This window comes from Rhodococcus sp. YH3-3, assembly GCF_001653035.1.
Classification (GTDB): Bacteria; Actinomycetota; Actinomycetes; order Mycobacteriales; family Mycobacteriaceae; genus Rhodococcus_F; species Rhodococcus_F qingshengii.
On the sequence record NZ_BCWH01000002.1, the window covers coordinates 1830922 to 1846687 of the forward strand.

Annotated in this window: 13 protein-coding genes; 7 read left to right on the forward strand and 6 right to left on the reverse strand. The window is 63.2% G+C overall.

Annotated features, from left to right (window positions below):
- Positions 1-4 precede the first annotated feature (4 nt).
- Positions 5-970 carry an adenosine deaminase gene (locus YH3_RS21640; protein WP_019749316.1) on the forward strand — a complete coding sequence of 322 codons (966 nt, stop codon included), beginning with the start codon at positions 5-7 and terminating at the stop codon, positions 968-970.
- Between the two features lie 3 nt (positions 971-973).
- Here the strand turns inward: YH3_RS21640 and YH3_RS21645 are convergent, their stop codons facing one another.
- Positions 974-2287, reverse strand: coding sequence for a D-arabinono-1,4-lactone oxidase (locus YH3_RS21645; protein ID WP_042450351.1), 1314 nt, complete (start codon positions 2285-2287; stop codon positions 974-976).
- A 78-nt stretch (positions 2288-2365) separates the two neighbouring features.
- Between YH3_RS21645 and YH3_RS21650 the strand changes: the two genes are divergently transcribed.
- The gene (locus tag YH3_RS21650) at positions 2366-3013 is read left to right on the forward strand and encodes a TetR/AcrR family transcriptional regulator (RefSeq protein WP_020908434.1); all 648 of its coding nucleotides are present in this window, start codon (positions 2366-2368) and stop codon (positions 3011-3013) included.
- A gap of 70 nt (positions 3014-3083) precedes the next feature.
- The gene (locus YH3_RS21655; RefSeq protein WP_007736155.1) at positions 3084-4259 is read left to right on the forward strand and encodes an amino acid deaminase/aldolase; all 1176 of its coding nucleotides are present in this window, start codon (positions 3084-3086) and stop codon (positions 4257-4259) included.
- A gap of 29 nt (positions 4260-4288) precedes the next feature.
- Here the strand turns inward: YH3_RS21655 and YH3_RS21660 are convergent, their stop codons facing one another.
- Positions 4289-7732 (reverse strand): bifunctional RecB family nuclease/DEAD/DEAH box helicase, encoded by a 3444-nt coding sequence (locus YH3_RS21660; protein ID WP_064444036.1) that lies wholly within the window; start codon positions 7730-7732, stop codon positions 4289-4291.
- Between the two features lie 83 nt (positions 7733-7815).
- Here YH3_RS21660 and YH3_RS21665 point away from each other — a divergent pair, with 83 nt between their 5' ends.
- Complete coding sequence (locus tag YH3_RS21665; RefSeq protein ID WP_082920627.1) at positions 7816-8457, forward strand: alpha/beta hydrolase; 642 nt, start codon at positions 7816-7818, stop codon at positions 8455-8457.
- A gap of 5 nt (positions 8458-8462) precedes the next feature.
- Here the strand turns inward: YH3_RS21665 and YH3_RS21670 are convergent, their stop codons facing one another.
- Positions 8463-9080: a cysteine hydrolase family protein gene (locus tag YH3_RS21670; RefSeq protein ID WP_176450541.1), complete on the reverse strand. Its 618-nt coding sequence runs from the start codon at positions 9078-9080 to the stop codon at positions 8463-8465.
- Positions 9081-9172: 92 nt separating this feature from the next.
- On the opposite strand from YH3_RS21670, the gene YH3_RS21675 reads away from it, so the two are divergent.
- The 3 genes from YH3_RS21675 (at position 9173) to YH3_RS21685 (ending at position 12315) form a co-directional block, all read left to right on the forward strand.
- Positions 9173-9874, forward strand: a complete 702-nt coding sequence (locus tag YH3_RS21675; protein ID WP_064444038.1) for a FadR/GntR family transcriptional regulator — start codon at positions 9173-9175, stop codon at positions 9872-9874.
- Positions 9871-11241, forward strand: coding sequence for an FAD-binding oxidoreductase (locus tag YH3_RS21680; protein WP_064444039.1), 1371 nt, complete (start codon positions 9871-9873; stop codon positions 11239-11241). The genes YH3_RS21675 and YH3_RS21680 overlap by 4 nt, the downstream gene beginning before the upstream one ends.
- A gap of 87 nt (positions 11242-11328) precedes the next feature.
- Complete coding sequence (locus YH3_RS21685; RefSeq protein ID WP_238592675.1) at positions 11329-12315, forward strand: NAD-dependent epimerase/dehydratase family protein; 987 nt, start codon at positions 11329-11331, stop codon at positions 12313-12315.
- A gap of 56 nt (positions 12316-12371) precedes the next feature.
- On the opposite strand, the gene YH3_RS21690 is transcribed toward YH3_RS21685, so the two are convergent.
- The 3 genes from YH3_RS21690 to YH3_RS21700 all read right to left on the reverse strand — a co-directional run bounded on the left by YH3_RS21690 (position 12372) and on the right by YH3_RS21700 (position 15750).
- Complete coding sequence (locus YH3_RS21690; RefSeq protein ID WP_042450345.1) at positions 12372-14159, reverse strand: long-chain fatty acid--CoA ligase; 1788 nt, start codon at positions 14157-14159, stop codon at positions 12372-12374.
- Positions 14160-14298: 139 nt separating this feature from the next.
- Positions 14299-14997, reverse strand: a complete 699-nt coding sequence (locus tag YH3_RS21695; protein WP_003945151.1) for a hypothetical protein — start codon at positions 14995-14997, stop codon at positions 14299-14301.
- 126 nt (positions 14998-15123) lie between these two features.
- Positions 15124-15750: a phosphoribosyltransferase gene (locus YH3_RS21700; RefSeq protein WP_007736162.1), complete on the reverse strand. Its 627-nt coding sequence runs from the start codon at positions 15748-15750 to the stop codon at positions 15124-15126.
- Between the last annotated feature and the right edge of the window lie 16 nt (positions 15751-15766).

The window sequence follows — 15766 nt, forward strand, 5'->3', positions numbered from 1 at the left end:
CGACATGGCTACACCTGTCGCAGAGCTGCACATGCACATCGAGGGTTCTCTGGAACCCGAACAGATTTACCGACTTGCCGAGCGCAATCGAATGGACTTGCCGTACAAGGATATCGACGATCTGAAGTCGAGGTACGAGTTCACCGATCTGCAGTCGTTCCTCGATCTCTACTTCGCCAACATGGCCGTCCTGCGCACCGCGGAGGATTTTGCCGACCTGACGCGAGCGTACTTCCGCCGCGCGGCTGCCGCCGGCGTCGCGCATGCCGAGTTCTTCTTCAATCCACAGGCGCACGTGGTCCGTGGTGTTCCGCTGACCGAGGTCCTGGACGGGATCATGGATGCGGTGGCATCGAGTGAGCGCGAGTTCGGGCTCAGCAGCGCGGCAATCGCCGCCATCCTCCGAGATCAGCCCGTCAAAGACGCCGAGGAGATCTTCTCCGAGATAATTCGCCTGCAGGCTCCAATCGTCGGGCTCGGACTCGACTCCGCGGAGGTCGGCAACCCGCCGTCACTGTTCGAGGACGTGTTCGCCCGCGCGCGTGCCGAGGGTTTGCACGTTGTGGCTCACGCCGGTGAAGAGGGACCGCCCGAGTACATCTGGCAGGCGCTCGACATTCTCGGCGCCGAGCGGATCGACCACGGAGTCCGGGCACTAGAGGATCCTGCCCTGATCGAGCGTCTGGTCGACGAGGAGATTCCACTGACGGTCTGCCCGTTGTCGAACGTTCGTCTGCGGGTGTTCGATTCGCTGTCGGATCATCCGCTTCGATCGATGCTCGAGATGGGTTTGATCGTCACGGTCAACTCCGACGACCCGGCCTACTTCGGGGGATACGTCGACGACAATTTCACCGAACTGGGCCGAGCCCTGGGTCTGACCGAGGCCGAGCGAGACACCCTCGCCCGGAACTCGATCAAAGCCTCGTTTGCGAGCGATGCGCGAAAAGCGGAACTGCTGCGGCGCTGACCGTCAGTCGCCCAGCACCTGACGCAAGTATTCGTTGTCGAACACACGATTCGCGTCGTACTTGTCTCGAACGGCGACAAAGTCGTCGAGTCGGTCGTACGTCGGACGCAGGTCGTCGACGGTCCGGTTGTGCATTTTTCCCCAATGCGGCCGGCCGTCGACGGCGCGCGCGATGGCTTCCACCGCGGCGAAGTACTCCGTTTCGGGTCGGCGGTGGTACTGGTGTACCGCGATGTATGCGGTGTCGCGTCCGTGAGCAGTGGAGAGCCAGAGGTCGTCGGCGGCAGCGAAACGTACTTCGACGGGGAAAGCGACGTTGGTTCCGGACTTCTTCATCCAGCGATCGATTTCGTGAAGTGTCTCGGTGACGTGTTCGCGGGGAATCGCGTATTCCATCTCCTTGAACTTCACCCGGCGCGAAGACGCGAATACCCGGTAGCTGCGATCTGTGAACTCGCGGGCGCCGAGCAATCGGGACGACACGTTGTTGATTCTCGGGATCGCGGCCGGTGCCAGGGTGGCAACGCGGTTGACACCTTCGAAGAGTGTGTTCGAGAGGAGTTCGTCGTCGACGAACGCGCGGACCTTGCCCACCGGATCGGGTTCGGTATCTCCCGGGAGTCGCGTATTGCTCTTCGTCAGGACACGATCGGTGTGCGGGAACCAGTAGAACTCGAAGTGATCCAGGCCCAGGCGATCGCCCTCGAGGGTGTCCAGTATGTGAGACAGCGTGTCGGGTTCCTCGATTGCGCGAAGTGTGAATCGCGGAACGCAGGCGAGAGTGATCTTCGAAATGATGCCGATTGCGCCCAATCCGAGGCGGCCCGCTTCGAACAGCTCGACGTTTTCGTCGGCGCTTGCGGTAACGACGGATCCGTCGGCGAGAACGATCTCGATTCCGCGAATCTGTGTGGCGATACCGCCGAATCGTGCGCCGGTGCCGTGCGTGCCGGTGGACGTCGCGCCGGCCAGTGACTGGACGTCTATGTCACCGAGATTTGCCATCGCATATCCGCGTTGCCACAAGGCGTCGTTGAGAGCATGAAGGCGAGTGCCTGCAAAAACAGTGACCAGCGCACCGTCGTCGGTCGGTGTGATCGAGTCGATTCCGCTCAAGTTGTCCAGGCTGACGAGGACACCGTCAGTGACCGCGACACCGGTGAACGAGTGGCCGGCGCCGACGGCCTTCACACGTTGGCCACGCGAGGCGGCCTCGGCGACCAACGACGAAAGTTCACGGGTATTTGTCGGCGTCGCAAAGCGACGCGGCGCGGCGCTTTGAGTGCCCGCCCAGTTCTGCCAAGTGTCCGAAGCCATTACGCAATAATGTACTTGGACGGTCGTCCAGGCAAGTATTGCGCGAAGATTTTGTCATTTGCGTTCTACGATCATTGGATGCTGAACAGGCTCCCGGCGGACGAACGCCGCACACAATTGGTCGAGTCCGCCTTGTCTATTGCGGAACAGCGCGGTGTCAGTTCTGTGACGGTAAGGGCGGTGGCAGAGGAGGCCGGGGTATCGCTCGGCGTCGTTCATTACTGCTTCGAGAGCAAGGAAGCGCTGATCGCGGCAATGGGTGAAACGCTCATTCTGCAGCTCAGTGCGTCGATGCAGTATGCGTTCGCGCAGGTCCGCCATGCGCCGGATCTCAGTGGCGTGCAGGGGCTCAGGGAATTGCTGCACATCGGCCTGACCGGAATGTGGCCGACCATCGAGGCAACCCCGGATCGCCAGTTGTTGACCTACGAAATTACTGCGCAGGCACTGCGTAGTCGCAATCTCGGAGCCGAACGTGCTGGGGCGGTTGCATTTGAGCAGTACCGAATCATGGATGAGCTCGCGGTGTCGTTTCTCGAAGAGTGTGCCAAGATATCGGGCACGGTGTGGACGGAGCCGTTGAGTTCGATTGCGCGACTGAGTCTTGCGATGATCGACGGCCTTGTTCTGCGATGGCTGGTCGATCGTGACTCCGACGCGACTATTGCCGAGTTCGGAGAAATGGTTCAGGTAATCGCCAACAAAGCCGTGGTCGCGCCTCAGTAGAACCGCCATCCTGGACATACGTCCAGGATTGGTGATTGACTGGTCGCACGCCGCGACGATTGGATCATCTGTGACCAGGACCCTTGATCGACTCACTGCTGCCACGCGAGAACTCGACCCGCCTCTGGCTGCTCTGGATCTGACCACACTGCGCAGTAATGCAGCCGACCTGGTGCGCCGCGCCGGTGGAACCCCGGTGCGAGTGGCGAGCAAATCGGTTCGTTGTCGGACGGTTCTGGCTGAAACTCTCGGCGACACACTGACCGCGTCCGGCGGATTCCGCGGAATCATGGCGTACTCACTGCGCGAGGCTCTGTGGCTGGTCGGGCTCGGCGCACGGGACATCCTGATGGGGTACCCGACCGCCGATCGTGGCGCCATCGCGGATCTCGCTGCCGACGACACCGCTCTCGCATCGATCACCTTGATGGTCGACGACGATGCGCAGTTGGACCTCATTCGTTCGGCGTCGACGGGGGATGCGCCTGTCCGCGTGTGTCTCGACGTCGACGCGTCACTGCGGATCGGCCCGATCCATCTGGGCGTACGACGCTCGCCACTGCGCGAACCTGGCGCGGTCGCCGCACTCGCGGCGCGTGCGCGCCAACGCGGATTCTCCGTCGTCGGAGTGATGTTCTACGAAGCCCAGATTGCCGGCCTTCCTGACACCAGTGCTCCGATCGGTTGGGTCAAGAAAGCCTCTGCCCGCGAATTGGCGTCCAGAAGGGGCGCTGTGGTCGCGGCCGTCACCGATGCCGTGGGTGCACTCGAGATCGTCAACAGCGGCGGTACGGGGTCGCTGGAGGTCAGCTCGGCCGATCCTGTGGTGACCGAGGTAACAGCAGGCTCCGGACTGTACGTACCGACCCTGTTCGACCGCTACCGTGCCTTCCGTCCCGATCCGGCGCTGTTCTTCGCGCTGTCGGCCGTGCGCAAACCGACGCCGTCGGTCACGACCCTGTTCGGTGGCGGATACATCGCGTCGGGACCTGCGGGAGCCACCCGCGTTCCGTCACCGGTCTGGCCCGCCGGTCTCAAACTGCTCCGCAACGAAGGTGCCGGCGAAGTCCAGACGCCGGTCACCGGGAAGGAAGCCGGCAACATCGCGATCGGCGACCGTGTGTGGTTCCGTCACGCCAAAGCCGGCGAGCTGTGCGAGCGCTTCGACCGCGTGTACGTGGTCGAAGCCGACGGCACCCGAACCTCGGTTCCCACCTATCGCGGCGAAGGGCAGTGCTTCGGGTAGGGCAGTGTTTCGGGTAAGACAGGCTTCGGCTAGCTCGTCAGCCTCATGAACGCGCCCAGTTCGACCAATCCCGCAGGCGTACTGGGCATGTACTGCGTCAACGCGTGCGATCGAACGATGATCGCGCACCACTTGCCGCGTGAGACAGCAACATTGAGACGGTTTCGCGACAGCAGGAACGACATCCCTCGCGGGACGTCCTCGACGGCAGATGCGGCCATCGACACGATTGCCACCGCGGCCTCGCGGCCCTGGAACTTGTCGACGGTCCCGACCTCGACCTCCGTGAGACCGGCTTCGGTGAGATCGCGCTCAACGGTACCGACCTGGGCGTTGTATGCCGCGACCACGAGGATGTCCGCCTGCTCCAGGGGCCGGGTTCCCTCGAACTCGCTCGGGTCGGACCATGGCGTACCGAGAAGGCCCTGGATCTGGCGAACGATTTCCTGGGACTCTTCCGGGGAGTACGTGGAATTGCCGCGGTGATCGACGAACACCGTGTGCACTCCGGCAGCGAGTCCGTCGAGTTTTCTTGCCGCACTCACGGTTTCCTGGGAATGCAGCTTGCCCTCGTACGACAATGCGGACACGGGCGCACACAGATCCGGGTGCATCCGCCAAGTCTTCTTGAGGAAGTAGCCGAGTTCGGGTGGCAGTGCGCCGTGTCCCTCGGCGAGCCAACCGAGCGCCGATTCGTCGACAGGTTCGGGGTGAGTACCTTGGCTCACCTGCGGCAACTGCTGCGGATCGCCCAGCAGCAACAGGTTTCGCGCGGAAATCGCGACGGCAATGGTGTTGGCGAGCGCGAACTGGCCCGCCTCGTCGACCACGAGCAGGTCCAAGCTGCCCGCCGGAACACGATCGGTGTTCGCGAAGTCCCACGCAGTGCCGCCGATGACGCAGCCGACGCCTTCGGCCTCGGCGATGAATCTCGCATATTCTTCGGATGCGATGTCCTGCCATTCTGCGGTCTTGCTGCGGCTGCCCTTCTTTGCGACCAGTGCGGGGTCCACGCCGGCCTTCAGAATGCCGCCGAGCATGTTCTCGACCACCGAATGTGATTGTGCCACGACTCCGATTCGCCAATGGTGTTGTTCGATCAGTGTCTTGACGACACGAGCGCCCGTGTAGGTTTTGCCGGTACCGGGAGGACCTTGCACCGCCACGTAGGAATCGTCGAGGTCGAGAAGTGCGGCGGTGATGGCGTCGGCGTAGTTGTTGTCGGTGCCGACGGGCGGGAGCGGTGAACCCGAGAGGGTTCTCGGGGTGCTGCGCCGGAGAATGTCGACTGCCGCGATGTGTGGCAGTTCGGGCAGGCTCTCGCTGGCGTCGGACGCGGCAGCGGCGATGGACTTCTCCATGCGTCCGGTGGGAATCGGACGACCAGGTGCCAACGCGACCGGGGAATCGATGTATTCGTCACCGCTGAGCAGTTCTTCGACGGTGACCACGTCGAGTCCTTCGGACTTGACGACGGCGGTGACCTTGACGCTGCTGGTGCCGCGTTGGGTGGGGTTCTCGCTTGCAACGGCATCGGGGGAGGGGGTTGCGTAGAGAGCGAACAGATCACTGCCCGGACTCAAAGATGTTCCGGTGCCGAAACTTCCGGTCAATTGGATGTGGCGACGAAACTTCTTCTGCCGCGCGGTGCTCTTGTGCCAGTCCGCTTCGATTTCGGACTGTTCGACCACCATGACGTCGCGGATGTCCACCAGGTCTTCGATCGGTGTGACCAATCGGTCGAAGTGGGCCCACCAGTACGGCTTCCGCTCGCGATTGTGGTAACCGACTGCTGCGGCCAGTAGAGCAGCTGCCTGCTGATCGGGGGTGCGTGTCGAACCTGCCTTGTGTCCTGCGAATTCGCGGAGTGCGATTTCCGATTCGGTGAGTTCTTCGAGTGGAATCTTGATCTGTCCGGTCGGCTCTCGAAGTTCGACGCCGTGTTCTGCGGCGCGCTCGGCGAGCCAATCGCGCAGGCGGAGAGTGGATTCGCAGTCGTACTCGTTGTAGTCGGAGATGCCCTGAAGAAGTTCCCTGGCCTGGTCGGCTTGTCCGCCGTCGCGCAATTCGCAGTAGTCGGCATAAGCGACGACCGAGGCGGCGGCGTTGGTCACGTCGCCGTCGCGGCCGTGCTCACCCATGTAGAGCGGCTCGAGTTTCTTGATGCTGTACGAGCGTTGTCCGATCCGCAGGCACGCGCGGACGATCGGGTACAGGTCGACGAGCACGTTCTCGCTGAGCAGGGTGTCCACGGTCTGCTCGCCGACACCGTGACGTGCGGCCAAGCGCAACAGCGCCGATTTCTCGTACGCGGCGTAGTGGTAGATGTGCATGCCTGGATGAGCTTCTCGACGCGCGGTGACGTAATCGAGGAAGTCGAGGAGCGCCTGGCGCTCACCCTCGCGATCGTGTGCCCAGAACGGCTTGAACACGTAGTCGTCCGCAGGCCCTTCGACCACACCGAACAGATACTCCAACCCCCAATCGGTGGACCCGTCCTCGGCCCAGAGCGGATCGCCCTCGAAGTCGAAGAAGATGTCGCCGTCGTCGGGGATGGGGAGTCCGCCGAGCGCCGAGGGTTCGTAGACCTCGAATTCGGCGTCGCCGGACAGTTCCTGGCGTAGTTGAACCGCTGCCTGTGCGCGGAGCTTGTCGAGTGTTTCCCGGCGGATTCCCTCGACTGGGCCGGTGCTCGCGGCGAGTTCGTCGATTGTCGTGATCCCCGAGACGATCAGCTGTTCACGCTGATTGCCGCGGACACCCGCAACCAGCAGCAGGTCTCGATGGCTTTCGACCTCGACGCTGCAGGTGTCGCATCGACCACAACGCAGGTACCGATCGTCGAGCCACTGTGTCGGTTTCCCCTCGGCGCGGTGCTCGTCGAGGACTCGTTCGAGTTCAGCTCTACGTGCCGCGAATACCGGCGCGATGTCTCCGATGTCGTGCGACGACGTGCTGCCGTCGCCTAGCAGTAGATGAACTTGATCGGAGGCGGCAATTGCATTGCGCTCCAACGCATCCGCGTATGCGGCGAGTTGTAGAAGTGCCGACACCTTGGCGTGCCGGGAGAGCTTGCTGTCGTAGACCGCGTAGGTGTCGCCTTCGCGGACGAGGAAATCGCAGAACCCGAGGAATCGGCCGTCGAAAAAGGTTCCCTGATAAATGACTGGCGCGCCCGATCGTGCTGCCTCGACGGTGGCCAACGTGGCAGCGGTCAGGCCTGCGCGTGAGTGTTCCGGTCGCGGCATGACGACGACGCCGTCTCCGTGTTGATCGATGAACTTCTGAAGCTGTTCGCGCTCGTGCGAGTCGCCGAGGCTCGACGTCCGCTCGAGCATCGGATCCGCCTCGGCGGCCTGGGCCGCGATCAGACCGGTACGGGCGTCGAGTTGCCGCAGCAGTGCGAACTCGCACGAGGCCGCAGCCGAGAGGTCGCTGGCGCTGTAGACGATCTGATCATCGAGTAGGAACACAGGGCGATTGTGCCATCGCTCACCGACAAGGCAACCCACCAGTAATCGCCCACGAGCCGCGGATACCGGTAGCGGCGTGCAGAATGACGATCATGCCTTTCTTCGACGGACGAACCGGTCAGGTGCACTTTCGGCATTGGCCGGCGGTAGGGGGTGCGGTGCCCACGGTGTCACTGGTCTTTCTGCACGGTCTCGGTCAGCACAGCGGCCAGTATCACCGCTTCGCGGGCGCAATGACGGCGTCGGGGATAGACGTGTGGGCGATCGATCACACCGGGCACGGTTTGTCGGAGGGTGATCTGGGAGTCGGGGCTCCGCTCTCCGATCTTGCTGCCGATGCAGCCGCGCTCGCTGACATCGCTTTGGCGGAACTGCCCGAAGTCCCGCAGGCGGTGATGGGCCATTCCTTGGGTGCGGTGACGGCGCTGACGATGCTGGCTCATCGCGATCACGATTTTGCCTCCGCAGTGCTGTGCGGCATTCCGCGCAGTGCGGTCGAGCAACACGGGTGGGCGGAACTCTCCGACGCGGGCATCCCAGTCCTGGTCGTTCACGGTACCGACGACCGGATCGCCCCGGTCGATCCCGTCCGGGACTGGGCGCGGACGCTGCGCAACGTCGAGATGCGCGAGTTCGAGGACGCCGGTCACGACCTGCTGCACGAGAAGGTTCACGCCAGTGTCACCAACGTCAGCCGTGAATTCCTTCTCGCGCATTCCAGGTAGTCCTCTCAGGAGAGCGCGCCGAGCACCTCTTTCGACGTGACGGGATGCGAGAACATCGGGTAGTCGTAGGTGATCGCGTTCTCGTGTTCGGCGACCGAAGTTCCGGCTACACAATCGGTGAGTGTGATGACCCGGTAGCCGTTCTCGTATCCGGTGCGCATGGTCGATTCGACGCAGCAGTTGGTCAGGAAACCGCCGAGAAGTATCGTGCGAATTCCTTTGCTACGCAGAATGAAATCGAGGTTGGTGCTGGCAAAAGTGTCGAGTCCACGCTTGCCCTCGATGACGATGTCGCCGTCTTTCGGAGTGAGGTCGTCGACGATAGCGGCGCCCCACGAACCCTTCACGAAGGCCTTTCCGTCGACGACGCCCTTGAGGATTCCGTACGGATGCGAGGTGATTTCGTTGTATCCCTCGGCGAAGGTGATCGGTGCGTGCATCACGGTGACACCCGCCGCACGGGCCGCATCGACCAGCGCAGTGGTGTTCGCGAGGAGTCCGTTCGATTCCATGACTGGTGCGACGGCCTCGTGAAGAACACCGCCCTCGGTGGTGAAGTCGTTCTGGTACTCGATGAGCACGACGGCGGTGGTCGCGGGATCCAATTCGAGCTTGTCGGTCATGGTCGGCACCTTCTCTGTTGTGGTCCGGGTCACGAATCTCCTCAATTAAACAGTTTGTCAGACAAGCAGGCAAGGGGTGGTAGCGTCGCGGCATGGATACGACTCCGTTGTCGCGCATGCCGCTCAGCCTTGCCGTGTCGGGACGAATCCGCGCTGCCATTCTCGACGGTTCACTCCCGGTCGGTGAGGCATTGCCCACCGAACAGGAACTTGCACAGACGTTCTCGGTGGGTCGATCGACGGTCCGTGAGGCCCTTCGGGTCCTGCAAGCGCAGGGATTGTTGACCGGCGCGGACACCACTTCTACTGCCAGGCCTCGGGTGACGCACGAGCATACGGCCGATTCCGCGGCCACAGCTCTCAGCACGGCGTTGCAGGTGGGTGCAGTTCCATTGGGCGATCTTGTCGAATTGCGAGTGCTGCTCGAAGCTGCTGCGCTGCGCACTGTCGTCGCGGTGCCAAACGGCGCCCGGGATGCGATCGAGCGGATGCGCGTCGCAACCCTTGCCGACGACTCGGTCGCATTCCACGACGCCGATGTCGACTTTCACGTTGCGCTGGCCGGAGCCGGCGGGAACAAGGCGTTCGGGTTGGTCATGACGGTTCTCCGCGACAGCATCGCCGGCTACCTGCTGAGCGAACTCGACTCGCGCGAGAACTCGGCGGCCACGCTCGGCGCACTGTTGGCCGAGCACGAGGGTATCGCCGGCGCGATCGAGCGCGGCGCAGCTGACGAGGCCGCCGTTTTGGTCGAGCGCCATGTGCGCGGATTCTACGAAGGACGAACACAATGACCACGAGTATCGATCTGTTGGGTGAACGCTTGCAGAAAGCGGTGGGGGACAGGGCGACAACCGATCCCGACCGAATGGGCGCGTACGTCCGGGATCAATCACTGCTCACCACAGCCGGAACGCCCGCCGCGCTGGTCAAGGCGAAGACGGTCGACGACGTCGTTGCGGTCATGACGGTGGCGCACGAACTCTCCGTTCCCGTGGTGACACGAGGGGCAGGTACCGGGTTGGCCGGCGCCGCCAACGCACTCGACGGATGCATCGTCTTGAGCGTCGCGGGCATGGATCGCATTCTCGAGATCGATCCTGCCGCGCGCACCGCCACGGTGGAGCCTGGAGTGATCAACGGTGACCTGGCGGAAGCTGCTGCACAGCAGGGACTTTGGTACGTACCGGATCCGGGAAGCCGGTCCATCTCGAGTATCGGCGGCAACCTGGCGACAAATGCAGGCGGCATCTGTTGCGCCAAGTACGGCGTCACCGGTGATCACGTTGCGGCCCTGACGGCGGTACTCGCCGACGGGCGTGTGATCCGTACCGGTGCACGGACGCGCAAAAACGTTGCGGGGCTGGACCTGACACATCTGCTCGTCGGGTCGGAGGGCACTCTCGCGGTCATCGTCGAAGCCACGATGCGGTTGCGTACGGCGCCCACTGCCGCGACCACTGTGGTCGCCTTCTTCGATTCCGCGGAGTCCGCGATCGATGCCGTCCTCGCCGTGTCGGCGGTGGCCGAACCGTGTCAGATGGAGTTGATGGACGACGTCACCATCGGCGCCGTCAATCGGCTGACCAAGATGGGGCTGGACGAATCGGCCGGGGCGATGCTGCTCATCCAGTGCGACGGTAGGTCGGCGGCCGCCGAGGCAGCGGACTGCGCCGCGGCGTGCGAAAGCGCCGGGGCCCGAGAGGTTTTCCACACCGACGATCCGGTGGAAGGTGAAGAGTTCACCGCCGCGCGCCGCATGGCCTTGCCGGCTCTCGAGGCGTTGGGCACGGTACTTCTCGACGACGTCGCGGTGCCGGTGCCGGCGTTGCCGTCCATGTTGGAATGCATTCGTGAAGCGGCCGATCGCCACGGCGTCACGATCGGAACCTTCGGTCACGCCGCCGACGGCAATCTCCACCCGACCATCGTGTTCGACGCTGCCGAATCGGGTGCGCAGGATCGTGCGCGCGGAGCTTTCGACGACATCGTTGCCGGCGCACTGGCGTTGGGCGGAACGATCAGCGGTGAACACGGTATCGGGGTTCTCAAAGCGCCGTACATGGCGGACATGGTCGGCCAGACCGAACGCGAAATGATGCTTGCAGTGAAGGCTGCATTCGATCCGAAGAACGTTCTCAATCCCGGACGAGGTATCTGAGCGGTTAGTCCGTGCCTCAGTCGCCGGAAGTTGCGCTACCAGACGAACGTGTTGCCGCACGACGCTTTTCAAGTGACGATGGCCCTCATGAAGCTGTTGATGCTCGGAGGAACACGGTTCCTCGGCCGCGCTCTCGTCGATGACGCTTTGGCTCGGGGCTGGGAAGTGACAGTGCTCCATCGTGGGCTCACCGGAGCGCCACCACCTACAGCGGAGGTCCTGTTCGCGGATCGCACCGATCAGCGTGCGATGGTTGATGCGCTCGGTGATCGTCGATGGGATCTTGTCGTCGACACCTGGTCGGGTAGCCCCCGAGTGGTCGGTGAGAATGCACGCGTTTTGCGCGGTCACGTCGACCGGTACGCATACATCTCCAGTGGATCCGTCTACCAATGGGGCTTGCACGTAGACGAGACCTCGCCGGTGGTTGCCGCATCTGCGACCTCCGATGACAACAGCGATTACGCGTCCGCCAAACGTGGGGCCGAACTCGCTGTCCTGGAATCCTTCCCGGACGCGTTGCTCGCGAGGGCAGGGTTGATACTCGGCCCGCGCGAGGACATCGGGCGGTTGCCGTGGTGGTTGCAGCGTATCGCGGCGGGCGGACGTGTCGTTGCTCCCGGAGTGCCGACCAGACCGTTGCAGTACGTCGATGCCCGCGACATCGCAACCTTTGTCCTGGCCGGACTGGCCGCCGGGATCAGCGGGGCATACGACGTCATCAGCCCGTCCGGCCACACCACTACCTCCGGACTCCTCCAGGCGTGCGTGGTTGCCACCGGTTCGGACGCTGAACTCGTGTGGATCGACGAGGACAGGCTGGCGGCCGCTGGAGCGCAGCCGTGGACACAACTTCCGTGTTGGGTGCCGCAGGAGGGTGAGTTCGCGGGCTTCCTCGAAGCCGACACCGCCAAGGCGGGGCAAGCAGGGCTGCGGTGCCGGCCCGTCGAAGACACCGTGCGCGATACCTGGGAGTGGATGCAGCGGGAAACTCTGCCGACTCAGCGGGAGGATCGTGCGGTGCACGGCCTTCCATCCGAGATCGAAAAGGAACTACTCTCCGCCGGACAGTGAAACGAGTCTGGCCCGGTTCGCATTCGAACCGGGCCAGACTCGTGAAAGACGATCGATCAGGCGTACAGGTCGCTGATCTTGGTCTTGTGAGCTTCGTGAATGATGTTGCGCTTGAGCTTGAGCGTCGGCGTCAATTCACCGGTCTCCTGGGTGAAGTCGACCTCGAGGATCGTGTACTTCTTGATCTGCTCGGGGTTGGAGACCTTCTTGTTCGCGTCGGCAACGGCCGAGTCGATCTCGGCGATCAGGTCGGCGTTCTTCACCAGATCGGCAATCGGGGTGCCGGCGGGCAGGCCGTTGCGCTCGACCCAACCGGGCAGAGTCTCCGGATCGAGGGTGATCAGTGCACCGATGAACGGCTGACCGTCGCCGACGACGAGGCACTGGCTGATCAGAGCGTGCGCGCGCAGGGAATCTTCGAGGCCTGCCGGTGCGACGTTCTTGCCGCCCGCGGTGACGATGATTTCCTTCTTGCGTCCGGTGATGGAGACGTAGCCCTCGTTGTCGATCGAGCCGAGGTCGCCGGTGTGGAACCAGCCGTCGACGATGGATTCGGCAGTGGCCTTCTCGTTGTGCCAGTAGCCGGCGAACACGACCGGGCCCTGCAGGAGGAGTTCGCCGTCCTCGGCGATCCGTGCTGCATGGCCGTTGATCGGCTTGCCGACGGTGCCGACGCGCTGCGCGCTCGAGGTGTTGACGGTGATTGCGGCGCTGGTCTCCGTGAGTCCGTAGCCCTCGTAGATCGGGATGCCGACGCCGCGGAAGTAGTGGCCGAGGCGCGCGCCGAGGGCTGCGCCACCGGAGACTGCACGCTCGCACTCGCCACCCAGAGCTGCGCGCAACTTCGAGTAGACGAGCTTGTCGAATACCGCGTGCTTGAGCTTGAGTGCCAGTCCGGGGCCACCCTTTTCGAGGGATTCGCTGTATTCGATGGCGGTGGCAGCAGCCTTGTCGAAGATGCTGCCCTTACCGCCGTCGACTGCCTTCTGGCGAGCCGAGTTGTACACCTTCTCGAACACGCGGGGCACCGAGAGGATGAAGTTGGGCTTGAAGCCGGCGAACTGCTCGAGCAGCGTCGTCAGGTCCGACGTGTGGGCGACGGTGACCTTGGCGTCGAAAGCGCCGAAGGAGATCGCCCGCGCGAATACGTGGGCAAGCGGCAGGAACATCAGAGTCTTCTTGCCGGGGACCATGGACTCCGGCATCGCCAGGCGGCAGGCGTTGGACTCGGCGTAGAAGTTGGAGTGCGTCAGCTGGACACCCTTGGGGCGTCCGGTGGTTCCGGAGGTGTAGATCAGGGTCGCGGGCGAGGCAGCGGTGACCTGGTGACGACGAGTGTGCAGTTCTTCGTCGGTGATTGCCGAACCGCGACTGGACAGCTCGTCGATCGCACCCGACTCGATGACAAGAACCTCGCGGAGGGCTTCTGCGCCGTCGGTGACTTCCTTGTGAGTCTCCGCGTGCTTGGCCGTTTCGACGACCAGAAGTGTCGTCGCTGAATCCTCGAGGATCCACTGCGCCTGATCAGGGGAGGAGGTCTCGTAGATCGCGACGGTGCATCCGCCTGCAGTCCAGATGGCGTAGTCGAGAACGACCCACTCGTAGCGAGTCGCTGACAGGATAGCGACGCGGTCGCCGAGCTCGACACCTGACGCGATCAGGCCCTTGGCAACTGCGGAGACCTGCTTCGCGAATTCAGCTGCAGTGACGTCGACCCATCCGCCGTTCGACGGCCTCTTGAACGGCACGAATGTGGGGTCTTCTTCGGCGTGACGGAACACGGAGTCGGCCATGGATACGTTCTCCGGAATTGAGAACGACTGTGGAACTGAGAACTCGCGCACTATTGACCCCTCCAGTGACTACTGACATTTCTGATGTGCATTGCATCACATTAGTCGTCATTTTGCACTGTCGTTACTATTCGGTAGAACTGGTCGGGCGCTGACCTGCAGTTTAGTGTGACCGCCTGTTTACAGGTACTCAGGCGACGTGTTGGAGCGTGCGACCGTGCACGGACAGCCACCGCCGAATTGCGTAGTCCAATCGGTCCGGATCCACTCCGAGTTGCTCTGCAGTAGCTGCAAGGATCTCCGAGGTGTCTCCCGGCAACTCGGTGGTGCCGAGTGTCGCGCTGATGAAGGTGTCGGCAGCGGTCCCCAGATCGGTGTGCGGAATTCCGGCCAACATCAACAGGTGGGCCCAGGTCACTTCGGAACCGTCTCCGCACGCGTCCACCCAGGCATGGTGAACGGCTTCGAGAGCGTTGTCGGAATCGGCGGCCGACAGCAGGTCCTCGACGCTGTTGATCCGCAAGTGATGGAGTTTCTCGGCGACCTGTTGGATGTGCCGTGCCTCGATCGGGACACCCGTCGCCGTGTAGCGACGCTTGTACGAGCCGATCTTGCCTGCCCACTGGTCCGAACTGCCGGCTTCCTCGAAGGTGCGGAGTAGTTCACGTGCGCCATCCGTGACGGGTTTGTCCTCGCGGGCTTTCCGGTACGCCAGGTAGCGATCGACGACGGTCACTTCGCTGTGACCCGACGTGGACTGAACGGATTCGATGATGCACAGGGCGAGGCTCTGTCGATAAGCGTCTGACGCAACCCAGGCGGAAGGGTCGCCCAGGCGGTCACGGCACGCAGCTGCGACGGCGTCGACGGTATCGGTCGAGATGGTCACGGTTCCTCCAGAAAGCCGAATTCTTTTTGTTCCATTTGGGCTATCGGCACCGAGGAGCGAAATGTTGCACACATCACAAATTCTCAGAGATCTCTTGGACTGTGCTCAGGCTGGAGAGGTGTGCACTCAGGCGAGGAAGGACAGCACTTCGTCGTCGCTGAGTTGATGAAAGTCCTCGAATGCAGCACCGACGCCGCCTAACAGGGCAGGAACGAAGGGGCAGACGACCCGATCGGCGGAGCACGCGATCACTCTCATGGCTTCGGGGGACGCTACTGGGACAGCGACGATCACGGCGGCAGCACCCGCGGTGCGCGCGCATCGGCAGGCAACGGCGGCACTCGCGCCCGTAGCCATTCCGTCGTCGACGATCACCGCAGTGCGTCCGTGGAGGGAAACCGGGGTCCGCCCCTCGCGCAGGAGATGCGCCCGCCGTTCCAATTCGGTTCGCTCGTCGCGTTCGACGGCGACGAGTTCTCTTTTCGAGACGCGAACCGCTGCGATGACGTCGTGGTTGAGGACCCGCACGCCGCCCTCACCGATGGCGCCCATCGCCAGTTCCGGGTTGTACGGACTGCCGAGCTTGCGCACCACCACGATGTCGAGCGGAGCGTTTAGTGCCGCAGCCACCTCGGCTGCGACCGGAACTCCGCCGCGCGGGAGTCCGAGAACGACGGGCTTGTCGATACGCAAGGTCTCGAGCCGCCCGGCCAGAAATTTGCCGGCGGAAGATCGATCCCGATACTGGGTCACTGCGTTGTCCTCGAGA